This window comes from Enterobacter cloacae subsp. cloacae ATCC 13047, assembly GCF_000025565.1.
Lineage (GTDB): Bacteria > Pseudomonadota > Gammaproteobacteria > Enterobacterales > Enterobacteriaceae > Enterobacter > Enterobacter cloacae.
Map to the genome: position 1 here is coordinate 3,513,891 of NC_014121.1, position 24,520 is coordinate 3,538,410.

25 protein-coding genes are annotated in these 24,520 nt (G+C 55.5%); 11 read left to right on the forward strand and 14 right to left on the reverse strand.

The features are described from left to right. Position 1 precedes the first annotated feature (1 nt). Positions 2 to 721 carry a two-component system response regulator BtsR gene (gene btsR / locus ECL_RS17000; RefSeq protein ID WP_013097930.1) on the reverse strand — a complete coding sequence of 240 codons (720 nt, stop codon included), beginning with the start codon at positions 719 to 721 and terminating at the stop codon, positions 2 to 4. Then, the gene (locus ECL_RS17005) at positions 715 to 2,400 is read right to left on the reverse strand and encodes a sensor histidine kinase (protein WP_013097931.1); all 1,686 of its coding nucleotides are present in this window, start codon (positions 2,398 to 2,400) and stop codon (positions 715 to 717) included. Before ECL_RS17005 ends, btsR begins: the two co-directional genes overlap by 7 nt. 218 nt (positions 2,401 to 2,618) lie before the next feature. Between ECL_RS17005 and mlrA the strand changes: the two genes are divergently transcribed. Both mlrA and ECL_RS17015 read left to right on the forward strand, forming a co-directional pair. After that, a complete protein-coding gene (gene mlrA, locus ECL_RS17010) occupies positions 2,619 to 3,359 on the forward strand; it encodes an HTH-type transcriptional regulator MlrA (protein WP_029881769.1) in 741 nt (246 codons plus the stop codon). A gap of 69 nt (positions 3,360 to 3,428) precedes the next feature. Further along, positions 3,429 to 3,542 (forward strand): protein YohO, encoded by a 114-nt coding sequence (locus ECL_RS17015; protein WP_010433613.1) that lies wholly within the window; start codon positions 3,429 to 3,431, stop codon positions 3,540 to 3,542. Here the strand turns inward: ECL_RS17015 and ECL_RS17020 are convergent. The 5 genes from ECL_RS17020 to bglX all read right to left on the reverse strand — a co-directional run bounded on the left by ECL_RS17020 (position 3,517) and on the right by bglX (position 9,712). Continuing rightward, positions 3,517 to 4,254, reverse strand: a complete 738-nt coding sequence (locus tag ECL_RS17020; RefSeq protein ID WP_013097933.1) for an ABC transporter permease — start codon at positions 4,252 to 4,254, stop codon at positions 3,517 to 3,519. The genes ECL_RS17015 and ECL_RS17020 overlap by 26 nt on opposite strands. After that, positions 4,238 to 5,188 (reverse strand): ABC transporter ATP-binding protein, encoded by a 951-nt coding sequence (locus tag ECL_RS17025; protein ID WP_013097934.1) that lies wholly within the window; start codon positions 5,186 to 5,188, stop codon positions 4,238 to 4,240. Before ECL_RS17025 ends, ECL_RS17020 begins: the two co-directional genes overlap by 17 nt. After that, positions 5,181 to 6,338, reverse strand: coding sequence for an ABC transporter permease (locus tag ECL_RS17030; RefSeq protein WP_013097935.1), 1,158 nt, complete (start codon positions 6,336 to 6,338; stop codon positions 5,181 to 5,183). Before ECL_RS17030 ends, ECL_RS17025 begins: the two co-directional genes overlap by 8 nt. Positions 6,339 to 6,350: 12 nt before the next feature. After that, entirely contained in the window at positions 6,351 to 7,268 is a 918-nt protein-coding gene (gene osmF, locus ECL_RS17035) for a glycine betaine ABC transporter substrate-binding protein OsmF (protein WP_013097936.1), read from the reverse strand. Between the two features lie 146 nt (positions 7,269 to 7,414). After that, positions 7,415 to 9,712 carry a beta-glucosidase BglX gene (gene bglX / locus ECL_RS17040; RefSeq protein ID WP_013097937.1) on the reverse strand — a complete coding sequence of 766 codons (2,298 nt, stop codon included), beginning with the start codon at positions 9,710 to 9,712 and terminating at the stop codon, positions 7,415 to 7,417. Positions 9,713 to 9,901: 189 nt separating this feature from the next. On the opposite strand from bglX, the gene dld reads away from it, so the two are divergent. Then, positions 9,902 to 11,650 (forward strand): D-lactate dehydrogenase, encoded by a 1,749-nt coding sequence (dld, locus tag ECL_RS17045; protein WP_013097938.1) that lies wholly within the window; start codon positions 9,902 to 9,904, stop codon positions 11,648 to 11,650. 111 nt (positions 11,651 to 11,761) lie between these two features. After that, complete coding sequence (locus ECL_RS17050; RefSeq protein ID WP_013097939.1) at positions 11,762 to 12,316, forward strand: GNAT family N-acetyltransferase; 555 nt, start codon at positions 11,762 to 11,764, stop codon at positions 12,314 to 12,316. Between the two features lie 95 nt (positions 12,317 to 12,411). Here the strand turns inward: ECL_RS17050 and pbpG are convergent, their stop codons facing one another. Both pbpG and ECL_RS17060 read right to left on the reverse strand, forming a co-directional pair. Continuing rightward, on the reverse strand, positions 12,412 to 13,335 hold the full coding sequence (pbpG, locus tag ECL_RS17055) for a D-alanyl-D-alanine endopeptidase (protein WP_013097940.1): 924 nt from the start codon (positions 13,333 to 13,335) through the stop codon (positions 12,412 to 12,414). Positions 13,336 to 13,502: 167 nt separating this feature from the next. Next, entirely contained in the window at positions 13,503 to 14,090 is a 588-nt protein-coding gene (locus ECL_RS17060; protein WP_013097942.1) for a Yip1 family protein, read from the reverse strand. 157 nt (positions 14,091 to 14,247) lie between these two features. Here ECL_RS17060 and ECL_RS17065 point away from each other — a divergent pair, with 157 nt between their 5' ends. Beyond that, positions 14,248 to 14,820, forward strand: coding sequence for a DedA family protein (locus ECL_RS17065; RefSeq protein ID WP_013097943.1), 573 nt, complete (start codon positions 14,248 to 14,250; stop codon positions 14,818 to 14,820). A gap of 82 nt (positions 14,821 to 14,902) precedes the next feature. On the opposite strand, the gene ECL_RS17070 is transcribed toward ECL_RS17065, so the two are convergent. Together ECL_RS17070 and mdtQ are read right to left on the reverse strand one after the other, a co-directional pair. After that, positions 14,903 to 15,667 carry an SDR family oxidoreductase gene (locus ECL_RS17070; protein ID WP_013097944.1) on the reverse strand — a complete coding sequence of 255 codons (765 nt, stop codon included), beginning with the start codon at positions 15,665 to 15,667 and terminating at the stop codon, positions 14,903 to 14,905. A gap of 50 nt (positions 15,668 to 15,717) precedes the next feature. Continuing rightward, positions 15,718 to 17,136 carry a multidrug resistance outer membrane protein MdtQ gene (gene mdtQ / locus ECL_RS17075; protein WP_013097945.1) on the reverse strand — a complete coding sequence of 473 codons (1,419 nt, stop codon included), beginning with the start codon at positions 17,134 to 17,136 and terminating at the stop codon, positions 15,718 to 15,720. Between the two features lie 203 nt (positions 17,137 to 17,339). On the opposite strand from mdtQ, the gene yohP reads away from it, so the two are divergent. Further along, entirely contained in the window at positions 17,340 to 17,423 is an 84-nt protein-coding gene (gene yohP, locus ECL_RS28060) for a small membrane protein YohP (protein ID WP_015572324.1), read from the forward strand. Between the two features lie 90 nt (positions 17,424 to 17,513). On the opposite strand, the gene dusC is transcribed toward yohP, so the two are convergent. Next, positions 17,514 to 18,446 carry a tRNA dihydrouridine(16) synthase DusC gene (dusC, locus tag ECL_RS17080; RefSeq protein ID WP_013097946.1) on the reverse strand — a complete coding sequence of 311 codons (933 nt, stop codon included), beginning with the start codon at positions 18,444 to 18,446 and terminating at the stop codon, positions 17,514 to 17,516. Between the two features lie 167 nt (positions 18,447 to 18,613). On the opposite strand from dusC, the gene ECL_RS17085 reads away from it, so the two are divergent. The 5 genes from ECL_RS17085 to ECL_RS17105 all read left to right on the forward strand — a co-directional run bounded on the left by ECL_RS17085 (position 18,614) and on the right by ECL_RS17105 (position 21,860). Further along, positions 18,614 to 19,012 (forward strand): CidA/LrgA family protein, encoded by a 399-nt coding sequence (locus ECL_RS17085; RefSeq protein WP_013097947.1) that lies wholly within the window; start codon positions 18,614 to 18,616, stop codon positions 19,010 to 19,012. After that, positions 19,009 to 19,704 (forward strand): CidB/LrgB family autolysis modulator, encoded by a 696-nt coding sequence (locus tag ECL_RS17090; RefSeq protein ID WP_013097948.1) that lies wholly within the window; start codon positions 19,009 to 19,011, stop codon positions 19,702 to 19,704. Before ECL_RS17085 ends, ECL_RS17090 begins: the two co-directional genes overlap by 4 nt. Before the next feature lie 129 nt (positions 19,705 to 19,833). Beyond that, on the forward strand, positions 19,834 to 20,718 hold the full coding sequence (cdd, locus tag ECL_RS17095) for a cytidine deaminase (RefSeq protein WP_013097949.1): 885 nt from the start codon (positions 19,834 to 19,836) through the stop codon (positions 20,716 to 20,718). Between the two features lie 127 nt (positions 20,719 to 20,845). Further along, the gene (gene sanA, locus ECL_RS17100) at positions 20,846 to 21,565 is read left to right on the forward strand and encodes an outer membrane permeability protein SanA (RefSeq protein ID WP_013097950.1); all 720 of its coding nucleotides are present in this window, start codon (positions 20,846 to 20,848) and stop codon (positions 21,563 to 21,565) included. A 16-nt stretch (positions 21,566 to 21,581) separates the two neighbouring features. Beyond that, entirely contained in the window at positions 21,582 to 21,860 is a 279-nt protein-coding gene (locus ECL_RS17105; protein ID WP_013097951.1) for a hypothetical protein, read from the forward strand. A gap of 60 nt (positions 21,861 to 21,920) precedes the next feature. Here the strand turns inward: ECL_RS17105 and mglC are convergent, their stop codons facing one another. Together mglC and mglA are read right to left on the reverse strand one after the other, a co-directional pair. Further along, positions 21,921 to 22,931 carry a galactose/methyl galactoside ABC transporter permease MglC gene (gene mglC, locus ECL_RS17110; RefSeq protein WP_013097952.1) on the reverse strand — a complete coding sequence of 337 codons (1,011 nt, stop codon included), beginning with the start codon at positions 22,929 to 22,931 and terminating at the stop codon, positions 21,921 to 21,923. A gap of 15 nt (positions 22,932 to 22,946) precedes the next feature. After that, positions 22,947 to 24,467 (reverse strand): galactose/methyl galactoside ABC transporter ATP-binding protein MglA, encoded by a 1,521-nt coding sequence (mglA, locus tag ECL_RS17115; protein WP_029883073.1) that lies wholly within the window; start codon positions 24,465 to 24,467, stop codon positions 22,947 to 22,949. Between the last annotated feature and the right edge of the window lie 53 nt (positions 24,468 to 24,520).

The following is a 24,520-nucleotide window of genomic DNA, read 5'->3' on the forward strand; positions in this document are numbered from 1 at the left end:
TTTACAGCCCAATCGCCTCTTTCAAACTTTTCAGGTAGCGACGACTGACGGGTACCGTTTGACCGGCCCGCAGTATCAGCTCTGCCTGACCGTTATCTTCCAGACGGATCTCTTTCAGGTGCGCCATGTTAACCAGATACTGCCGATGGCAGCGGACAAGCGGCGTGCGGCTTTCCAGCGTGCGCAGCGTCAGCTCGGTGAAGCCTTCATTGCCCTCGGCGCTGGTGACAAACACCCCACTCAGGCGGCTGCTGACAAATGCCACATCATCCATTTGCAGCAGGTAAATCCGGCTATGCCCGGTACACGGGATAAACTTCAGCGGCTGCTGGTTTTCCGGCAGCAGCGTGACGTCCTGTACCGTGCGTTCCTGGCGTAAACGCGTCAGGGTCTTTTCGAGCCGCTTCTCTTCAATCGGCTTCAGCAGGTAATCGAACGCGTGTTCTTCAAAGGCCTTCACGGCATATTCGTCAAACGCCGTCAGAAACACGATATACGGGCGATGCTCCGGGTCAAGCATGCCGACCATCTCCAGCCCACTGATACGGGGCATCTGGATGTCGAGGAATAGCACATCCGGGCGCAGTTTATGCACAGCACCAATGGCTTCAATGGCATTGGCGCACTCTCCCACAATCTCAATGTCACTCTGCTCCTGCAACAGCACGCGCAGGTTTTCCCGTGCCAACGGTTCATCATCGACTATCAGCACTCTTAACATGCGGTCTCCTCCAGCGGCAATCGTAACGTAATACGGGTAAATCGGTCCGGCTCACAGGCCACGGTAATGCCACATCCATCCCCAAAGTGAGCGCGCAGGCGTTTATCCACCAGGCTCATCCCCAGCCCGCCGGAAGCGGACGGGACGTAAAGCCCGGCATTGTCTTCAATATTCAGCACCAGATGATGATTAAAACGGCTGGCAGAAATAGTGATCTCCCCAGTGCCCAGAAGCTGCGATGTCCCGTGTTTAATGGCATTTTCCACAATAGGCTGCAGCGTAAAGGCCGGGAGATGCTGATACGCCAGCTCATCCGGCACGGATAACGACACCTGCAGACGAGACTGGAAGCGTGCCTGCTCAATCTGCAGATAGGCGTTAACATGTTCAATCTCATCGGCCAGGGTCACAATCTCAGACGGCCGTTTCAGGTTCTTGCGGAAAAACGTCGACAGAAATTGCACCAGTTGCGCGGCCTGATCGCTGTCGCGACGGATCACCGCTTTCAGGGTGTTGAGGGCATTAAACAGGAAATGCGGGTTCACCTGAGCGTGCAGGAGCTTAATCTCCGACTGCGTTAACAGGGCTTTTTGCCGCTCATATTGCCCCGCCAGGATCTGCGCGGAAAGCAGCTGCGCAATCCCCTCCCCCAACGTCCGGTTGATCGAGCTGAACAAGCGGTTCTTCGCTTCGTAGAGCTTAATGGTTCCCATCACCCGCTGGTTTTCCCCCCGCAGCGGAATGACCAGCGTAGAGCCGAGCTTACACTGCGGATGCAGCGAACAGCGGTAAGGCACTTCGTTACCGTCGGCATAGACTACCTCACCGGTCTCTATCGCACGAAGCGTATACGCGGACGAAATCGGTCTGCCAGGAAGGTGGTGATCGTCGCCGGTACCGGTAAAGGCCAGCAGCTTTTCACGATCGGTAATCGCAACGGCACCGATATCCAGCTCCTGATAGAGTACCTGCGCCACCTTCATGCTGTTTTCTTCGTTAAAGCCCTGACGCAGGATCCCCTCGGTTGAAGCGGCGACTTTCAGTGCCGTGGCAGAGAACGCCGAGGTGTATTTCTCAAACATGGCGCGCTTGTCGAGCAGAATGCGCATAAACAGCGCCGCGCCCACGGTGTTGGTGACCATCATCGGGGCGGCAATACTGTTCACCAGATGCAGTGCGTCCTCAAAAGGTCGGGCGATAAGCAGAATGATCGCCATTTGCGCCATTTCGGCCACAAAGGTGATCGCGCCAGCGGTAAGCGGGCTGAAGACTTTATCCGGGCGGCCACGTTTGATCATGTAGCTGTGCACCAGGCCACCAAGCAGCCCTTCCACGATGGTCGAGATCATGCAGCTCAGCGCCGTCATCCCGCCCATGGAATAGCGGTGCAGCCCACCGGTTAAACCGACAAGGCCACCCACAACCGGGCCGCCGAGCAGCCCGCCCATCACCGCGCCGATGGCGCGCGTATTGGCAATCGAGTCTTCAATATGGAGGCCAAAATAGGTCCCCATGATGCAGAAAATGGAGAAGGTCACATAACAGAGGAGCTTGTGCGGCAGGCGGACGGTGACTTGCATCAGCGGGATAAACAGACGCGTCTTACTCATCAACCAGGCGATGACAAGAAACACGCACATCTGCTGAAGCAACAGCAGCACCAGATTAAACTCGTACATACTCAGGAACCGCACCTTCTGAAAACGCGTAACATACACTGAAGGCGCCGAAGTTTCTTTGAAGCAGTCCAAAAAAGCGGTAAATCGTGTCCGTCATCACATCTTTTGCCGAACATAACGGCTGCTTCGCATTATTTGTACAAAAAAAAGGCAATTCTTCCTGGTTCGACAAACTGGGTCTACAGTTAAGCTGGGGACGCGTTAGCCAGGGGGCGAATATGGCGCTTTACACGATCGGTGAAGTGGCACTCCTTTGTGATATCAATCCCGTCACGCTACGGGCTTGGCAGCGACGGTATGGTTTACTCAAACCGCAGCGCACGGACGGTGGTCACCGCCTTTTCAATGATGCCGACATCGATCGGATCCGCGAGATCAAAAGCTGGATAGATAACGGTGTGCAGGTGAGCAAGGTAAAGTCGCTGCTCTGCCATGACGATCCCGATACCCAACACCGCTGGCGCGAACAGCAGGAAACCCTGCTCCGGCTTCTGCAGGCGGGCAACGTTCAACGTCTGCGCGCGTGGATCAAAGAGCAAGGCCGCGATTATCCGGCGCAAACCTTAATCAACCATCTTTTCATCCCGCTTCGTCGACGGCTGCAATGCCAGCACTCTACCCTGCAGGCGCTGCTGAGTATGCTCGACGGGGTGCTGATCAATTATATCGCCGTCTGTCTTGCCTCGGCGCGAAACAAGGGCGGAAAAGACGCGCTGGTTGTTGGCTGGAACGTGCACGATACCACGCGGCTGTGGCTCGAAGCCTGGATCGCCACCCAGCAGGGCTGGCGCGTGGAGGTGCTGGCGCATTCGCTGGCTCAGCTACGGCCCGAATTCTTCGACGGCCAGACTCTGCTGGTCTGGTGCGGGGAAGTGCCCACCGCCTCGCAGCAACAGCGGCTGACGGAATGGCGGGAGCACGGTTATCCGGTTTACGCCCTGGGCCCCGACGAAACGTAACGGCATTTAATGGTTCATTAACAGCTGCGCTTCACCGTATAATTGTTCCGTTAACAACAGGAGCAGATGATGAAGGCAACCAAACTGGCCGTAATTACCCTTTTTGTACTGATGGCCGTAAGCGGCATCGGCGGCGTGATGCTGGCCGGGTACTCATTTATTGTTCGTGGCGGTGTCGGCTGAGAAGCCGGGCCAGTCGTTCAAACAGGCGATCGATAACGATGGCCGCCAGCGCGACCAGTACCGCACCCTGAACGATATAGGCCGTATTAAACCCGCTTAAGCCGATAATGATCGGCGTTCCCAGCGTATTGGCCCCCACCGTAGACGCGATGGTCGCCGTGCCGATGTTAATAATCACCGACGTACGGATCCCCGCGATAATCACCGGTGCCGCAAGCGGCAGCTCAACCTTGCACAGCCGCTGACCGCTGCTCATGCCCATCCCTTCGGCCACGCTCAGTACCGATGCCGGTACCGACGCAATGCCCGCCAGCGTCCCCTGAAGAACAGGCAACACGCCGTAAAGGATCAGCGCAATGATAGCCGGTTGCTGACCAAACCCGATCACCGGCACCGCAATCGCCAGTACCGCCACCGGCGGAAATGTCTGTCCGATAGCCGCAATCGTCTCTACCAGCGGGCGAAACTCTCTCCCCCAGGGCCGGGTGACCACAATCCCCGCCCCCACGCCCAGCACCACGGCAATCGCGCTGGAGAGCGCCACCAGCCACAGGTGCGCCAGGGCAAGATTGATAAAACTCTCCTGCTGATAGACGGGGCGCGGCAGGCCGGGAAAAAGCGAGCTGAACAGCGCCCCACTGTGCGGCATCAGAAACAGCAGGGCAACAAAAAGCCCCGTCAGCCAGAGGAGCGGATCACGCATGACCTTCATGCGTCACCTCCCCGGCCAGCAGATCGCGAAAATGCAGGGTACCGCACGGTGCCCCAGCGGCATCCGTAACCGGCAGTACCTCGCACTGGCGCGCCACAAATGCAGAGAGCGCGTCCCGCAGGCTCATCTGTTCCTGTAACGGTTCACCACCCATCGCCACATCCTGTCGACGCATATAATCGCTGACGGTTCGCAGGGAGAGCAGTCTGACGCCCAGTTCGCTGCGTCCAAAAAACTCGCGCACAAAATCGTTCTGCGGATGGGTCAGCAGTTCAAGCGGCGTGCCCTGCTGGATCACTTCCCCGTGGTCCATCAACACCAGATGATCGGCCAGCCGCAGCGCCTCATCAATATCGTGGGTCACGAGGACGATCGTCCGGCCAAGGATGCGGTGAATGCGGGTCATCTCCGTCTGCAGTGCCCCGCGCGTAACGGGATCGAGCGCGCCAAAAGGCTCATCCATCAGCAATACCTGCGGGTTCGCCGCCAGCGCGCGCGCCACTCCCACACGCTGCTGTTGTCCACCTGAAAGCTGATGCGGATAGCGACCACGCAGCCCAGGCTCTAACCCCAGCAGCGACATAAGCTCGTCCACCCTCTCGTCACTCTTTGCCCGCGACCATTTTTCCAGCTGCAGCACGGTGGCAATATTCTGCGCGACCGTCCAGTGGGGAAACAGGCCAATGGACTGGATGGCGTAGCCCATGCGACGACGCAGCTCCAGCACCGGCAGACTGCGGATCTCTTCCCCGGCAAAACGTATTACACCGCTGTCGTGCTCCACCAGGCGGTTGATCATCTTCAGCGTGGTGGATTTCCCCGACCCCGAGGTGCCAATCAGTACCGAAAACGCCCCCTCGGCAAAATTCAGGTTCAGGTGACTTGCTGCCGGACGACCGGCAAATGTTTTACTGACATCGTGTAATTCAATCATTGGCTCTTCTCCCGAGCAACGCGAGCCATAAGGCAAACAGCGCATCGATGACGACCGCCAGTGCAATCGTGGGCACCACGCCCAGTAACACCAGATCCAGCGCGCTGCTCAGCAGCCCCTGGAACACCAGCGCGCCAAAACCGCCTGCGCCAATCAGCGCGGCGATAACCGCCATCCCGACGGTCTGGACCGCCACCACCCGCAGGCTGCGCAGCAGCAGGGGCAAGGCGAGCGGCAGCTGGATCTGCCAGAAGCACTGTCGCCGGCTCATCCCCATCGCGTGGGCGCTCTCCAGTACATCCGCCGCGACCTGGCTTAAGCCCGCCACCACGCCGCGGACCAGCGGCAGCAGCGCGTACAGCACCAGGGCAATAAGCGCGGGGGTTAATCCGGTTCCGGCGATACCGACCGAGGCTAACGCCGGAAATGACTTCACCAGCCCCGCCAGCGGCGCAATCAGCAGGCCAAACAGGGCCACGGAAGGGATGGTCTGGATCACGTTGAGCACGGCAAAAACCCCGCCCTGGCGGGAGGGATGACGATAACACCACATGCCCAGCGGTACCCCCAGCAGTAACGCCGGGAACAGCGTGCCGAAGAGGATCGTCAGGTGTTGCGCCAGCGCATCATCAAACACCTCCTGACGGTTGGCGTACTCTTTTAACAGCGAGAGATTATTCAGCTCACCGCTGAACAGCAGCAGCAACGGAATACACCAGATCTGGGCATTGAGCACCAAGCGCCAGGCAGATGACGGGATCAGGCGACGGATCGCATCGCTGCAGGCCAGCAGACACAGCGCCAGCCACAGCCACAGGCCACTGCCCACGGTGGTTCGCGCCAGTGGACTTTCCGCCGAGGTCATGTGCGTGGCGGCAAGCCCGGCACTCCAGAACAAGGTGATGAAGAGGCCTTCACTGAGGAGTAGCGTCAGCCACTGTGCAACCCGCCCACGGCTGAGCGAGAGCACAACCAGTGCACCCAGCGCCACAACCAGCAGCAGCGGCGTAAACGGCCAGACCTGCCAGAGCGCGCGCCCTTCCCCCGACATCAGGCGGTTTGGCGCCACATTGACAAACGGTAGCGCGACCGCCGCAATGGCCACACAGGCCAACAGCAGCAGTACGCGGTTATGACATTTTATTGGCACAGCCCTGTCCTGTTACTTCACAAGCCCTTGTTGTTTCAGGAAATCGGCGGCCACTTTTTTGGCATCCAGTCCCTCTACGGCAATGCTCGCATTGAGCTGTTGCAGCGTTTTTGCATCCAGTTTTTCAAAGACCGGTTTGAGCCAGTCGGCGATATCCGGGTAGGCTTTCAGCACCGCCTCACGCACCACAGGCGTGGGGGCATAAATAGGCTGAACGCCTTTTGGATCGGTTAAGGTTTGCAGACCAAGCGCCGCGACCGGGCCGTCCGTACCGTAGGCCATCGCCGCATTGACGCCAGAGGTCTGCTGCGCCGCCGCCTTGATGGTCACCGCGGTGTCACCGCCCGCGAGCGAGAGCAGCTGTGCCTGGTCAAGCTTGAAGTCGTAGGCTTTTTCGAAAGCAGGCAGCGCGTCCGGACGCTCGATAAACTCCGCCGAGGCCGCAAGCTTGAAGTCGCCCTTCTCTTTCAGATAGCGGCTGAGATCCGCAAGTGACGTCAGTTTGCCTTTCTCCGCCACGTCTTTACGCACCGCGATGGTCCAGGTGTTGTTGGCCGGAGCCGGGGTCAGCCAGACCAGCTTGTTCTGTTCTGCATCGAGTTTTTTGACTTTTTCATACCCGGCTTTGGCGTTTTTCCATGCCGGATCGTTTTCATCTTTGAAGAAAAATGCCCCGTTGCCGGTGTATTCCGGGTAGATATCCAGCTCGCCGGAGGTGATGGCCCCGCGTACCACGGGCGTGGTACCCAGCTGAACTTTATTCACGGTTTTCACGCCGTGGCTTTCCAGCACCTGCAAAATAATATTCCCGAGCAGCGCGCCTTCAGTGTCGATCTTTGAGCCCACTTTTACCGGTTCTGCCGCCTGTAGCGGCAGGCTTAGCGCCGCGAATAACGCCGCAGAAACTACCATCCCCGTTTTAATCGTCATTCCACTATCCTCATTTTTTTGCTGCCTTTTTCAGAGGCTTGAGAGAAAAGCGTAGCTTAAAACGGCGGATTTACCCGGCAAAATGCCTTTTTAGCATAAGGTAAGACGCATCCCCCGGTGAACGGGGGATGCAAAGGAGGGAAAGGTTACAGCAGCTCGAACTCGCCTTTATTGACGCGGGCGGAATCCACACCAATGTAGACATTGAACTTGCCCGGTTCCGCATCGTATTTCATCTGCTGGTTCCAGAACTTCAGGGCATCCACGTCAATCGGGAAGCTGATGGTTTTGGTTTCACCAGGTTTCAGGTTGACCTTCTCAAAGCCGCGCAGCTGTTTCACCGGACGGCTCATGGAGGCGGTCACATCCTGAACATACATCTGGATCACCGTCGCACCTTCACGTTTACCGGTGTTCGTCACGTCAACGCTGGCAGTCACCTTACCGTCACGCTTCAGGCTCGGGGCCGACATTTTCACGTCAGAGACCTTAAAGGTGGTGTAGCTCAAACCGTAACCAAACGGATACAGCGGACCGTTCGCTTCATCGAAGTAACGGGAGGTGTACTTGTTTGGCTTATCGGCGTTATACGGACGGCCGGTATTCAGGTGGCTGTAGTACACCGGGATCTGCCCGACAGAGCGCGGGAAGGACATCGGCAGTTTGCCCGACGGGTTGTAATCACCAAACAGCACGTCGGCGATGGCGTTGCCCCCTTCCGTACCGGCGAACCAGGTTTCCAGAATAGCATCAGCCTGCTGATCTTCTTTCACCAGCGCCAGTGGACGACCGTTCATCAGCACCAGCACCAGCGGCTTGCCGGTGGCTTTCAGGGCGGCGATCAGATCGCGCTGGCTTTGCGGGATCGTGATGTCCGTTCGGCTGGAGGCTTCGTGTGCCATCCCCTGTGCTTCACCCACCACGGCAACCACCACGTCAGACTGTTTCGCGGCGTTTACCGCTTCGTCAATCATCTCTTTCGGCGAGCGCGGATCCACCTTCACCGCCTCTTCATACTGATTGAGGAAGGTCACGATATCTTTATCATCAGTGACGTTCGCCCCTTTGGCGTACACCACCTTAGCGTTTTCACCGACCGCATTTTTAATACCGGTGAGCACGGTCACGGACTGATCGGCCACGCCCGCAGCAGACCAGCTCCCCATCACGTCGCGCTTGCTGTCGGCCAGCGGGCCGACCACCGCAATGGTGCCGGATTTTTTCAGCGGCAGCGTGTCGAGGCGGTTTTTCAGCAGCACCAGGCTTTCACGGGCCACTTCTCGGGCCTCTTTACGGTGCAGACGGCTTTCGGCATTGGTGTCCGCCGGGTCTGACTCTTTCGGACCCAGGTGGCTGTATGGATCGTTAAACAGCCCCATGTCATATTTCACGTTCAGCACGTGACGCGTGGCATCGTCCAGCTCCGCCATCGTCACCTTGCCGCTCTTCACCAGCCCCGGCAGGTATTTGCTGTAATATTCGTCGCTCATGCTCATGTTGATGCCGGATTTGAGCGCCACGCGCACCGCATCTTCCGGGTCGGAGGCCGTACCGTGTTTGATGAGCTCTTTAATGGCGCCATGGTCAGAGACGGTGATGCCCTTGAAGCCCCACTGGTCGCGCAGCACGTCTTTCAGCAGCCAGGCGTCAGAGGTGGCAGGCGTGCCGTTGAGCGAGTTCAGGGCGACCATCACCGCGCCGCTACCGGCATCCAGGCCTGCTTTGTACGGCGGCATGTAATCGTTAAACAGGCGCTGCGGGCTCATGTCGACGGTGTTGTACTCTTTACCGCCTTCCACGGCACCATAGGCGGCGAAGTGCTTGACGCTGGTCATGACCGAATAACGATCCGCCGGGCTTTTACCCTGCATCGCTTCCACCATGGTTTTCCCCATTGTGGCGGTCAAATAAGTATCTTCACCAAAGCCCTCTGACGCGCGGCCCCAGCGCGGATCGCGGGAGACGTCAACCATCGGGGCCCAGGTCATGTTCAGGCCGTCGTCTGCGGCTTCATATGCCGAGACGCGCCCAACGGTTTTCACCGCGTCGAGGTTAAAGGAGGAGGCCAGACCGAGGCTGATAGGAAAAACGGTACGCTGTCCGTGTACCACGTCATAGGCGAAGAACAGCGGAATTTTCAGGCGGCTAAGTTCCATCACCTGATCCTGCATTTTGCGGATATCCTGACGGGTCACGGTGTTAAAAATCGCCCCTACCTGGCTCTCTTTAATCATTTCGCGGATCGCCTCTTTCGGGTTATCCGGGCCGACGCTGATAAGACGCAGCTGGCCGATCTTCTCATCGACCGTCATTTTCTTGAGCAATTCCGTGACAAACGCGTCCCGTGCTTCAGGCGTAAGCGGGTGATTACCAAACAGTTCATCTGCCAGCGCAGGTTGCAGTGCCAGGCTGACGGCGACACCTACAGAACATAGCCATTTCATGTCGTTTTACTCTCTCATCAATTTCCGCCGGAAGATCTCGGCCAGGGCGTGCGAAAAGCGCAGTGTGCCACAAACCCTCAGAACGTTGCAGGGTTATTCTCTGATTTTTCTCGCAAATACGCGCCCTCTAAACAGCTAATCGCGCTATGCTTTACAGCGAGAAATTTGCCCCACCACAAGGAGTGGAAGATGTCTTCTGTTCGAACTGCCGATAACACGACTTTTATTAACGAACTGTCGCGCCTGGTTGGTCACTCTCACCTGCTTACCGACCCGGCCAAAACTGCCCGCTACCGTAAGGGCTTTCGTTCCGGACAGGGCGATGCGCTGGCGGTGGTTTTTCCCGGCACGCTGCTGGAGCTGTGGCGCGTCCTGAGCGCCTGCGTCGCCGCGGACAAGATTATTTTAATGCAGGCGGCTAACACCGGCCTGACCGAAGGCTCGACGCCGAACGGCAACGATTACGATCGCGACATCGTGATTATCAGCACCCTGCGCCTCGACAAACTTCACCTGCTCGATAAAGGCGAGCAGGTACTGGCCTTCCCTGGCACCACCCTCTACTCGCTGGAAAAAGCGCTTAAGCCGCTTGGGCGAGAACCGCATTCGGTGATTGGTTCATCCTGCATCGGCGCCTCCGTCATTGGTGGGATTTGTAATAATTCCGGCGGTTCGCTGGTGCAGCGCGGCCCGGCTTATACCGAAATGTCGCTCTATGCCCGTATTGATGAAAACGGCAAGCTGACGCTGGTGAACCATCTGGGAATCGATCTGGGCGTCACGCCGGAGCAGATCCTGAGTAAGCTCGACGACGATCGCGTGAAAGATGAAGACGTACAGCACGATGGGCGTCATGCCCACGATCACGATTACATCACCCGCGTACGGGATATCAACGCGGATACGCCAGCGCGTTACAACGCCGACCCGGATCGCCTGTTTGAATCCTCCGGCTGCGCGGGCAAACTGGCCGTTTTCGCGGTCCGGCTCGACACCTTCCCGGCCGAGAAAAAACAGCAGGTGTTTTACATCGGCACCAATCAGCCTGACGTGCTGACCGAAATCCGTCGTCATATTCTCGGCGAATTCACGCATCTGCCGGTGGCGGGCGAGTATATGCATCGGGATATTTACGACATCGCCGAACGCTACGGCAAAGATACGTTCCTGATGATCGACAAGCTCGGCACCGACAAAATGCCGTTCTTCTTCACCATGAAGGGCCGCACTGATGCAATGCTGGAGAAAGTGCCGCTGTTTAAACCCCACTTCACCGACCGCTTTATGCAGAAGCTGGGTAACGTTTTCCCGGCCCACCTGCCGGAGCGAATGAAAACCTGGCGCGACAAGTATGAACATCACCTGCTGCTGAAAATGGCCGGGGACGGGATCGCCGAAGCACAAAACTGGCTGAGCGAATTCTTCAAAACCGCCGAGGGAGATTTCTTCGCCTGTACACCTGAGGAGGGGAGCAAAGCGTTCCTGCACCGTTTTGCCGCTGCGGGGGCCGCCATCCGTTACCAGGCCGTACACTCAGAAGAAGTAGAGGATATTCTGGCGCTGGATATTGCCCTGCGACGCAACGATACCGAGTGGTTTGAACACCTGCCGCCGGAAATCGACAGCAAGCTGGTGCATAAGCTCTACTACGGCCACTTTATGTGCTACGTCTTCCACCAGGATTACATCGTTAAAAAAGGGGTCGACGCGCACGCGTTGAAAGAGGAGATGCTCGCCCTTCTGCGCGAACGTGGCGCACAATATCCTGCGGAACACAACGTTGGGCATCTTTACAAAGCCCCTGAGACACTAAAGCAGTTTTATCGCGAGAATGACCCTACAAACAGTATGAATCCCGGCATTGGTAAAACAACGCGGAATAAATACTGGAAAGAGAGCGATAACGCAGAGCAGGCCATTACGCAAGCATCTGATTAATTCATACAGCCATATTTAAGAGATTGTTAAGCACAGCTCAATCGTACTAGAGTACCCGCACTCGCCGGAGAAACGTTTCTCCGGCATTCTTTGACGAGGAGCAGGCACATCATGTCGGCTGTTGATATTTTATCCGTAACCGAAGTGGAAGTGCGCGATGCCCTTCCCGACGATGTGCATGCCATTTCGGCTATTTATTCATGGCATGTACTTCACGGACGTGCGTCGTTTGAGGAAATCCCCCCCACCGTTGATGAAATGCGTAAGCGGTTGAAAAACGTGACCGATAACGGTTTGCCCTGGCTGGTGGCGCTGTATCGCGGCATTGTGGTGGGCTATTGCTACGCCACGCCATACCGTCCACGACACGCGTATCGCTTCACGCTGGAAGAGTCAATCTACGTGGATGCCAGCACCACCGGACGCGGTTTTGGCAGTGCACTAATGGACGCGCTGATTGAACGCTGCGAACAAGGTCCCTGGCGTCAGATGATTGCGGTTGTGGGGGATGGCCATAATAACGCCGGGTCATTGCGGCTGCATAAAAAGCACGGTTTTGAAGTGGTCGGCCAGCTGCGCAGCGTGGGCTACAAAAAAGGCGACTGGCGGGATACGTTGATTATGCAGCGCCCGCTCAACGACGGAGACTGGACCCTGCCGGAATAGGACCAGTGCGGTCTGGTGCCCTCACCCCCGCCCTCTTCCACCGGGAGAGGGAGAAAACATAAAAAACGGTAACACAGTTACCGTTTTGCTTTTACCTAATCGTTCTGCGCCGTCGCCATCTGCTCGGCTTTCTGCTTTTTATACGTCAATGCCGCAGCCGGAACAGGCTGCACTTTCCCGGTTTCAATCCAGGTGCGCAGTCGGCTGGCATCGGCGAAGTGAGTATATTTGCCGAAGGCATCCATCACCACCAGCGCCACCGGTTTACCGTTGAACACGGTACGCATCACCAGACAGTGCCCCGCCGCGTTAGTAAAGCCGGTTTTCGTTAACTGAATATTCCAGTTCTCGCGATACACCAGGTGGTTCGTATTGCGAAACGGCAGCGTATAGGCCGGGTTCGCAAAGGTCGCCATCTCTTCACGGGTGGTACTGAGCTGCCCAATCAGCGGGTACTGTTTGCTGGCAATCAGCAGTTTGGTCAGATCGCGCGCCGTAGAGACGTTGTGAATCGACAGACCTGTCGGCTCAACAAAACGGGTGTTATTCATTCCCAGCGCTTTGGCTTTGGCATTCATCGCTCGAATGAAGGCATCGTAGCCGCCCGGATAATGGTGGGCGAGGCTCGCCGCGGCGCGGTTTTCAGACGACATCAGCGCCAGCAAGAGCATATTTTTACGACTGATTTCACTGTTCAGGCGTACGCGGGAGTAAACCCCTTTCATCTCCGGCGTGTGGCTGATATCCACTTTCAGTTTTTCATCCAGCGGCAGATGTGCATCCAGCACTACCATCGCGGTCATTAATTTGGTTATCGAGGCGATCGGGCGCACCAGATCCGGGTGGCTGGCGTAGATCACCTTATTAGTGTTGAGATCAACAATCATCGCGCTGCCGGAAGCGATTTGCGGTTGGGCAGCAGCGGTGGTCACCGCGGGCGTTTTGGCGAGAGCTGGCACGCCAGCGGACGCCCCCAGCAAGAGTGCCAGGCTAAGTAAAGAAACTCGGAATTTCAGCATGGTGAGACTTCTGATAATTATTCACGCACGTTATGACGTACACCGCCTGCGTCGACGGAGAAACACAGGCTGGCTTCGGCATCATAGCGGTCACCGTGCATTGTCGCCAGCGGATAATCGTGAACAGATGCTGCATTGCTGGCATTTACGCCAGCAATGCAATTAACTCAGAAGAGACGGTAACCATAACCCCAAAGAATCACCGTCAGCGCCAGTAACGCTTCCAGTACCAGCACGCCGATGGCGAGCGTAGAGCTGGAAAAGCTCAGGCCTTCTTCTTTATTGATATTCAGGAAGGTAGGTACGCCCAGATACAGCAGATAGCCGGTGTAAAAGAGCGCAATGGTCCCGATCAGCGCGCACAGCCAGACCAGGGGATAGAGCGCAACAATACCGCTTAAGAACAGCGGGGTTGCGACGTATCCGGCAAAGACCATACAGTGTGCCAGAGAAGGACGCTGCGGATAGTTACGTGCCATCCAGTGAATGACGCGTCCCATAACCGCCACCCCTGCCAGCATCAGGCCATAAAAGAGAATGGCAAGATAAAGCCCGGTAAACCAGGAAAGCTGTACTACGGTGCCATCACCAAAGTTCCAGCCGATTTGTGTTGTACCAATAAACGCGCATATCACCGGCACCGCCGCCATCAGCAGCACGTGGTGCGTGTAATGATGCGAGACCGTTTCGTTCTCACTTTTGATGACATGCATTTCACGATCGGGATGGGAAAAAAGTCCCCAGACATGGTTCATAGCGCCCCCTTGTTGTCGGCCCGTCATCGATACCTTAAGTATAATGCAGGGTTTAGATTATTTTATGTACAGTGGGAAATTTCCGTTGATTGACCCGCGGTTGTCACAAGGGGTATATGATTAACCGAGGCACGCTGAGGGAGATGATATTTACGTAATGGATATCAACGGAGTAATTGAACAATACGGATACGCTGCGCTGGTTGTCGGAAGCGTGGCAGAAGGTGAAACCATCACCCTGTTAGGCGGCGTCGCCGCGCATCAGGGATTACTTAAATTCCCGCTGGTTGTCGCCGCGGTTGCGCTGGGCGGGATGATTGGCGATCAGCTGCTCTACTTTCTGGGGCTGCGTTTTGGGCCGACGCTGCTTAAGCGTTTCGCTAAGCACAAGAAGAAAATTAACCGCGCGCAGCGGCTGATCCAGCGCCACCCTTACCTGTTTGTGATTGGCACCCGCTTTATGTACGGCTTTCGGATTATCGGGCCGATATTGATTGGCGCCAGCCGCCTGCCGCCGAAAATTTTCCTGCCGCTGAACGTGATTGGCGCGTGCGCCTGGGCGCTGATCTTTACCACGCTCGGTTACGTGGGGGGAGAAGTGATTGGCCCGTGGCTGCATAACCTTGACCAGCATCTGAAGCACTGGGCGTGGCTGATTCTGGTGGTGGTGGCGGTGATTGGAGTCAGGCTGTGGATGCGGCACAGAGAGAAGAAGCAGGATGAGGAGTGAGTGCGGTCTGTTGCCCTCACCCTAACCCTCTCCCTGTGGGAGAGGGAACTTAACACACCCTCTCCCACGGGGTGAGGGGAAGCTAACCTTCCGGCTTAAACTGCGGATTCGCCAGCATAAACCCGCCATCGACGATAAACGACTGCCCGGTGGTATAGCTGGCGTCGCTGTCGCATAACCACGCCACCAGACTGGCGATCTCTTTGGTATATCCCGGTCTTGCGAGCGGGATCGCTGGCATCGACCCTTCCTTCACTTCACTCTCGTCCATATCATTCATCGGTGTGGCAATCGCCCCCGGCGCAACGGCATTCACCAGAATGTTGTGCTGCACCAGTTCTAGCGCCATCGATTTGGTTAATCCTCCCAGCGCATGTTTTGCGGCGGTATAGGCGCTGGCTTCCGGCAGCGGCGTATGTTCATGCACCGAGGTGATATTGACGATTCGCCCTCCTTCCCCCTGCTCCACCATTTTACGTGCGGCAATCTGCGAACAGAGAAATGCACCGTCCACGTCGACGGTGAAAATGTTTCGCCAGTCGTCAAATGGCATATCCAGGAAGGGCGCTTTGGTCATCGCCCCCGCATTGTTAACCAGCACGTCCAGGCGACCAAAACGGGCAATTAATGTTTCTATCGCCTGCGCGCCCTGTGGGAGGGTGCTTAGATCAAGGTGGATAGCTTCAGCCCGCCGACCCTGCGCCTCCACTTCGCGGCAGGTATCCCGCGCCCCTTGTTCATCAGAGTGCCAGGTGACGCCAATATCAAACCCACGTTCAGCCAGCATCAGGGCCGTGGTTTTACCAATCCCGGAATCCGATGCGGTAACAATCGCTACTTTGGTCATACTCACCTCCTGAAGAACGGCAAAGAGGTAAGTATAGATAATGACCCTGATTAGCCATGATGATAACCACCCCCCAGCGCGGAGGTGAGCTGTAGCGTGGCATCGATATACTCGCCCTGCAGCATCAATCCGGCGAGATGTTCCTTCAGCGCTGGAATTCTGGCTTCACTGACGCGCGAGCCGGCAATAATTCCGGCGCTAAAACGTGCCTGCGCCAGCGCCACCACGCGCGCCGCATCTTTTTCTACCTGCTGCTGATGCTGATTTTTCGCCGTCAGCATTTCTACTTCGCTGGCCGTGCGCGCCACCTGGTTCACGGCATCCACCACCGCCTTGTTGTAGTTCGCCACCGACAGATTGTTCTGCGCCTGGGCAATATCCAGCTGCGCGTTCAGCCTGCCGCTGTCAAAAATGGGCAGAGTCAGCCCGGCGGTCACACCCATTTGCTGGGCTGAAGAACGGAACAGATCGCTCAGGTGCAGGGCATCCTGTTGTAAAAACGCCATCAGATTCACATCAGGATAAAACGCCGCTCTGGCGGCATCGACCTCGCTCATTGACGCTTCGATATACCAGTGCGCCGCCTGCAGATCCGGTCGTCGGGCCAGCAGTTCATACCCCAGCGTCGACGGTAACGACGCTTCAACCGTCGGTAAGGCATGCCGTGTGAGCGCCAGGGCGGGGGTATTAGTCAACGCGTTCAGACGCGCCTCGATGGCTTTCATTTTGCCGTGAACCTCGGCGATCTGCTCTTCGGTTTTGCTGGCACTGATGTCGGTTTCGACACCTTCCACAGAGGAGGTGATCCCGTGCTGATACAGCTCGCGATCGGCACCGATGATATTGTCCTGTTGGGATTTGATCTGCGTGAGGACCTCCTCCACGGCGGCCTGAGTTTGCCAGTCCCAGTAGAGCCGCGCCACGCTGCTGGCAAGCAGTTGACGGGTCTGCTCAAGCTCCGCTTTTTGCGCATTCACCTTGCCTATCCGGGCCTCCAACCGGGCGCGATTTTTGCCCCACAAATCCAGATCCCAGCCCGCGGTCAAGCCAAAGGTACCGTTGGTATACCAGGGGCCGGTGGTGCCCGCAGCCGGGTCGGTTATGGCAAAGGGCCCCATCAGCCCTTCAGCGGACATTTTCTGACGTTCAGCATCGGCCGAAAAATCAATTTGCGGGCCGTCGGCCGCCAGGGCTGCTTTGGCCTGGGCTTCGGCAAGGGTAATACGCTGACGGGCAATCTGCATATCGGGCGCATCACTTAATGCTTTGGCAATTAGCTTATCAAGCTGCGGATCGTTATACGCTTTCCACCATGCATTTTCCGGCCAGTTCTGATGAGGCAGCACCGTATTAACCGACGCCGTGACCGACTGGGTATTGAGGGGAGTTACCGTGGCATGTTGCGGCGCACAGCCGGCCAGAATAATGGCAAAGGGAGCACTCAGAGATAAAATAAGAAAACGTTTCATTACGCCATTCACGCCAAAAAATAAAGGCGCAAAGTACGCCTGATGCCTCTCTTTTTTTAGTAATGCGTGGCAATGCGCAAATTGTCATACATTTTTGTAATTAGAAAATTATACATGCCGAGAATATTTCAAATTAACAAATTCATCTAAATTATAAATTGCCTGCTACACTTACTGTTGACATACATACGCAGGAGAAGGGAATGAAAATATTATTGTGGGTCATTTTAATTATATTTCTGATAGGACTGCTGGTGGTAACGGGTGTGTTCAAGATGATTTTCTGATTTCTTTGCCCGGCACCGCGCCGGGCAAAGGTCAACCAGCCCATGCGTCTGGTCCAGCGCTTCACAGCGATAATTGCGGTCACACGCTTATTATTTTGCCTGGATCACCCGCGCAATATCCGCAGAAGTCTGTAATGTCCGAATCTCCTGAAATAACCCCAGCGCTTCATCGTACTCTTTGCGTAAATAGCTGAGCCACTGTTTGATGCGCGCCACGTGATATAGCCCGGTGTCGCCCTGCTTTTCCAGACGGCTATATTTTTGCAGCAGCGTAACAACATCAGCCCACGGCATACGCGGCTCGTTATATTTAATCACCCGGCTGAGGTTAGGCACATTCAATGCCCCGCGGCCGATCATCACCGCCTCGCAGCCGGTGGCTTTGAGACAGGCCTGCGCGCTCTGGTAATCCCAGATTTCCCCGTTGGCGATCACCGGAATGCTGAGGCGTTTACGGATCTCACCAATTGCCTGCCAGTTAATGCGCTCGGCTTTGTAGCCATCTTCTTTGGTGCGGCCATGCACCACCAGTTCAGTAGCCCCGGCCTGCTGCACCGCATCGGCAATTTCAAACTGCCGCGCGTCGCTGTCCCAGCCCAGGCGCACTTTCACCGTCACCGGCAAATGAGCAGGCACGGCTTCACGCATCGCTTTCGCGCCACGGTAAATCAGCTCAGGATCTTTTAGCAGCGTCGCCCCGCCGCCGCTGCCGTTCACCAGCTTCGACGGGCAGCCACAGTTGAGATCAACCCCGTAAGAGCCCAGCTCGACGGCACGGGCGGCGTTCTCGGCCAGCCATTCAGGATACTGGCCCAGCAGCTGAATACGCACCAGCGTGCCGGAGGTAGTCCGGCTCTGACGGTGCAGCTCCGGGCAGAGTCTGTAGAACGATTTTACCGGCAACAACATATCGACCACGCGCAAAAACTCCGTCACGCAGAGATCGTAATCGTTTACCTCGGTCAGAAGTTCGCGCACGAGGGAGTCGAGCACGCCTTCCATTGGGGCCAGTAAAACACGCATAGCAGTACCTGTGAAAAAAGACGCGCTATAGTAATCGCTCTGTATGTATGTTGAAAGCACGACGTTCTATTCTGGAATGACGGGTATGCTTAAAATTCATGATGTGATCCATGGCACACTTTCGGGTTTAATTGTATGATGAATGCGTTTCAGCAAGGATTTTAACCATGAGAAAATCATTGAACATTATCTGGCAATATCTGCGCGCATTCGTCCTGATTTACGCCTGCCTGTACGCCGGGATTTTCATCGCTTCCCTGCTTCCTATCACCATTCCCGGCAGCATTATCGGCATGCTGATCCTCTTTGTTCTGCTGGCGTTGCAAATTCTGCCCGCTAAGTGGGTCAACCTCGGCTGCTTCGTTCTTATTCGCTATATGGCGCTGCTGTTCGTGCCGATTGGCGTCGGGGTCATGCAGTACTTCGATCTGCTTAAAGCCCAGTTCGGCCCGATTGTCGTCTCCTGCGCGGTCAGTACGCTGGTGGTTTTCCTTGTGGTGAGCTGGAGTTCGCATCTGGTACATGGCGAACGTAAAGTGGTTGGACAGAAAGGAACAAAACAATGATGGCCAATATCTGGTGGTCGCTGCCATTAACCCTGGCGGTGTTCTTCGCGGCGCGCAAACTTGCCGCCCGGTTCAAGATGCCGCTGCTTAACCCGTTGCTGGTGGCGATGGTGGTGATTATCCCGTTCCTGCTGCTTACCGGTATTCCTTACGAACGCTACTTTGCCGGCAGCAAAATTTTAAACGACCTGCTACAACCCGCCGTGGTCGCGCTCGCATTTCCTTTATATGAACAGCTGCACCAGATCCGCGCCCGCTGGAAATCCATTATTACCATCTGTTTTGTGGGGAGCCTGGTGGCGATGATCACCGGTACTTCAGTCGCACTGCTGATGGGGGCCTCTGCGCAAATTGCCGCCTCTATTCTGCCGAAATCGGTAACCACGCCTATCGCCATGGCCGTGGGCGGTAGCCTCGGCGGCATTCCTGCCATCAGCGCCATGTGCGTGATCTTTGTCGGCATACTGGGCGCCGTGTTTGGCCATACCCTGCTCAATGTCATGCGCATTCATACTAAAGCCGCACGCGGTCTGGCGATGGGCACCGCGTCGCACGCGCTGGGCACCGCCCGCTGTGCGGAGCTGGATTACCAGGAGGGGGCGTTCAGCTCGCTGGCACTGGTGATCTGCGGAATCATGACCTCGCTGATGGCGCCGTTCATTTTCCCCGTGATTCTGGCGGTGATGGGCTAAAATTTGCGATGCGTCGCGCAAATTTCATTTTGTTTTCATAAGTTGCATACATAATGAGATATGGATCACATATAAAGCCCCAGCGGCTCCGTACACTACCGATCCATTAACCTTTATGAGGCAAACGCCATGCATCCACGTTTTCAAGCGGCTTTCGCCCGGCTTGCAGAGAAATTGCAATCAGCTCTGGCCCCGATTCTGGCGGATGAGCATTTCCCCGCCCTGCTCACCGCTGAGCAGATCACCACGCTGAAACAGGCCACGGATCTTGACGAAGACGCGCTGGCTTTCGCATTGCTGCCGCTGGCTGCCGCCTGTGCACGTGCCGATCTTTCCCACTTTAACGTTGGCGCCATTGCGCGCGGCGTCAGCGGAACCTGGTACTTCGGCGGAAACATGGAGTTCCTGGGCGCAACCATGCAGCAGACTGTTCATGCGGAACAGAGCGCCATCAGCCACGCCTGGCTGCGCGGCGAAAAGGCCCTGAGCGCCATTACCGTGAACTACACCCCGTGCGGGCACTGCCGTCAGTTTATGAATGAACTGAACAGCGGGCTGCAGCTGCGCATCAATCTGCCGGGTCGCGCGCCGCACACGCTGGGCGACTACCTGCCTGACGCCTTTGGTCCGAAAGATCTTGAAATCAAAACCCTGCTGATGGACGAGCAGGATCACGGTTACACGCTGACCGGTGATGACCTGACCCAGGCGGCCATTCGCGCTGCCAACAAGAGCCATACGCCGTACAGCAAATCCCCGAGCGGCGTGGCACTGCAATGCCGCGATGGGCGTATTTTTAGCGGCAGCTATGCCGAAAACGCCGCGTTTAACCCAACGCTGCCACCGCTGCAGGGCGCACTGAACCTGCTGAGTCTGAACGGCTATGACTACCCGGATATTCAGCGCGCCATTCTGGCAGAAATTGCCGATGCACCGCTGATTCAATGGGATGCCACCGCCGCCACCCTGAAAGCGCTGGGCTGCACGTCAATCGAGCGTGTATTGCTGGCGTGATCCTTCTGGCGGGCAGACATGCCCGCCCGTTTTGCTGAAAAAGCCTTCAGTTGATGCGCTGTTTCTTGCGCTAACCAGGCGGGTACAGTAGCCTGAGTTAAATTCACCTTCGGTACGAGCCATCTGCATGTTAAAGCGCGTTTTTTACAGCCTGTCTGTCCTGGTCGGCATACTGCTGTTGATCGTGCTGGGTCTCGACCGGTGGATGAGCTGGAAAACGGCCCCCTACATTTTTGATGACCTGCAGGACCTGCCCTATCGCCAGGTGGGTGTGGTGCTCGGCACCGCAAAGTATTACCGCACCGGTGTCATCAATCAGTATTACCGCTACCGCATTCAGGGCGCGCTCAACGCCTACAACAGCGGCAAGGTCAATTACCTGCTGTTAAGCGGCGATAACGCGCTGCAAAGCTACAACGAACCGGTCACCATGCGCAAAGACCTGATTGCCGCAGGCGTTGATCCGGCAGATATCGTGCTCGACTACGCCGGGTTCCGCACGCTCGACTCCATCGTGCGCACGCGCAAAGTGTTCGACACCAACGACTTCATCATCATCACCCAGCGCTTCCACTGCGAGCGTGCGCTGTTTATCGCGCTGCACATGGGCATTCAGGCGCAGTGTTATGCGGTGCCCTCGCCAAAAGATATGCTGAGCGTGCGCGTGCGTGAGTTTGGCGCTCGCTTTGGCGCGCTGGCCGATCTCTATATCTTCAAACGTGAACCGCGCTTTTTAGGCCCACTGGTGCCAATTCCGGCCATGCATGAAGTGCCGGAAGATGCGCAGGGTTATCCGGCGGTGACGCCGGAGCAGTTGCTGGATATGCAGAAAAAACAAGGAAAATAATGGCAGGAGCCAGGTTATGCAAACAGATTATGTATTATTTACGGCTGCCGTAGAGATCGTCGGTTTCTGGTTGCTTTTCCAAAATTTCAGAGCCTGGAAAAAAGGTATCACTCACATCCGTTACTACCCTTTTTTTGGTGCCAGGAGACTTGAACCCATTTATCGTCGTGATGAACCAATAATTTTTTGCCTCATCCTGATATGGGAAACGTTGTTGATAGTTGGACTGATGGCAACGATGCTTTATTGCACCTTGTGGTTATACCTTCACGAAATAGGCTTTTTGCACGAGTAAATATATATCCAAAAAAAACTCGTCGCAGCACAAACTACGACGAGCTTCTTTTTACTTCTATTACTTCTTACGCGCGTATTTCAGTGAGTCCAGCGCAACCGCGAAGATGATAATGGCGCCCTTGATGATGTACTGCCAGTACGGGTTCACGCCGATGTAGGTCAGACCATAGTTGATGACCGTAAAGATGATCACACCGGTGACCACGCCGAGCACAGTACCCACACCGCCGCTGAAAGAGACCCCGCCCACCACGCAGGCGGCAATCGCATCCAGTTCGTACATAAAGCCGAGGTTGTTGGTGGCAGAGCCGATACGGCCCGCTTCCAGCATCCCGCCGAAGGCATAGAACACACCGGACAGGGCATAAATCATCAGCAGGTTCAGGGCCACGTTCACGCCGGACACTTTCGCTGCTTCCGGGTTACCCCCGATAGCGAAGATGTTCTTACCAAAGCGGGTTTTGTTCCACAGGATCCAGACGAACGCCACCGCAATCAACGCGTAGAAGGTGATATACGACAGGCGGAAGCTGCCCAGCGCAATAAATCCTTGCGTGAAGGTCGAGAAGCCGCTGTCGAAGCCCGAGATGGGGGACGCACCGACGAAGTCGTAGTACAGGGAGTTGATACCGTAAACGATGATCATCGTACCCAGGGTGGTGATAAATGGCGTCACGTTCAGGTAAGCGATGATAATACCGTTGATCAGACCAATCACCGCACCGATGGCGCAGACAATCAGGATCACCACGAAAATGGGCATGGTCGCCATTTCCGGGAACACCTTGTTGGCGTTTTCCATCGACTGCAACAGGGTTGCCGCGATCACCGCCGCGAGGCCGACCTGGCGCCCTGCAGAAAGGTCAGTCCCCTGGGTGACGATGAGCCCCGCCACGCCCAGAGCGATGATAATACGCACGGAAGACTGAGTCAGAATGTTACTCAGGTTCAGCAGACTTAAGAACGTAGGGTCCTGGAAAATGATAATGGCCAGCAATACTAAAAGAACAACGTAAATACCGCCTTCTTTCAGATAAGTGAGAAAACTTTTTTTATTTAACGCACTCATGAGGAGCCCCTGATCTTAAAGGTGCAAAGACGCTAAACGCAAAATTTCGTTTTGCGTTGTCGTTTTCGTGTCAACAATACCGGCAACGAGACCATTGCTCATAACCAGAATACGGTCTGTGATCCCTAACAATTCCGGCATTTCGGAAGAGATAATAATGATCCCTTTATCCTTTTTCGCCAGTTCAGCGATCAGCTGATAAATTTCAAACTTCGCGCCGACGTCAATACCGCGGGTTGGTTCATCCAGCATCAGAATTTCTGGCTGCGTTAATAACCAACGACCGATAATGACTTTTTGCTGGTTGCCGCCCGACAACGAACCAATTTGCGTACGATGCCCCGGCGTTTTTACGCGCATGGAGTCAATAACCCACTGGGTATCACTCTTCATGCGGGAGTTATCCAGCAGACCCACTTTGTTTTTATAGTTGCGGATATTAGAAATTAACGAGTTAAAGTTAATATCCAGATAGGCATAAATACCGGTCGAACGACGCTCTTCCGTCACCAGTGCAAAACCATTATTAATGGCTTCGTTGGCGTTGTGGTTGTTAATTTTCTTACCGTGCAGCGTGATGGTGCCTTCGGCTTTCTCGCGAATACCAAACAGGGTTTCGACGATATCGGTACGTTTTGCCCCGACCAGGCCTGCAATGCCCAGAATTTCGCCCTTGTGCAGGTCGAAGGAGACGTCGCGAATAGAGGGCTGACGCAGCGAGGTCAGATTACGCACCTCAAGGATCACCTCACCCGGCTTGTTCTCTTTGTCCGGGAAACGCTGGTTCAGGGAACGGCCCACCATCATGGCGATGATCTTGTCCATGTCCAGCCCTTCGAGAGGCTGAGTGGCAATCCACTGACCGTCGCGCAGGATGGTTATCTCATCACACAACTGGAAGATCTCTTCCATTTTATGGGAGATATAAACAATGCCGCAGCCGCGATCTTTTAGCTTACGAATAATGGTAAAAAGGTGGTTAACCTCTTTTTCCGTTAATGACGATGTCGGTTCATCCATGATGACAATTTTGGCATCATAGGAGAACGCTTTAGCAATTTCGATCATCTGCATTTGCGAGACGGATAATGTTCCCACGCGGGCGCGCGGATCGATATCAATATCCAGCTCATCGAAAATGGCTTTGGTGTCACGGTACATTTTGTCCTGATCGACAAAAACACCTTTGGTTGGATAACGCCCCAACCACATATTATCCATTACCGAGCGTTGCAGTACCAGGTTCAATTCCTGGTGAACCATAGAGATACCGTTTTCCAGTGCTTCTTTCGCTGAATGGAAATCGATCTCTTTCCCCTGAAAAAGAATGCTGCCAGAATCTTTTTGATAGATCCCAAAAAGACATTTTAATAATGTTGATTTACCGGCACCGTTTTCACCCATTAAGGCATGAATTGAATGAGGCCGAACTTTTAAATTAACATTATCGAGTGCCTTAACACCGGGAAACGACTTGTTGATGCCGTTCATTTCCAACAAGAATTCACCGGACGACGGAGTAGTTGTGCTGACCATAATTATACCTTGTTGGCCTCGCATATCGCGTTATAAAAGGGCGCAACATGTTG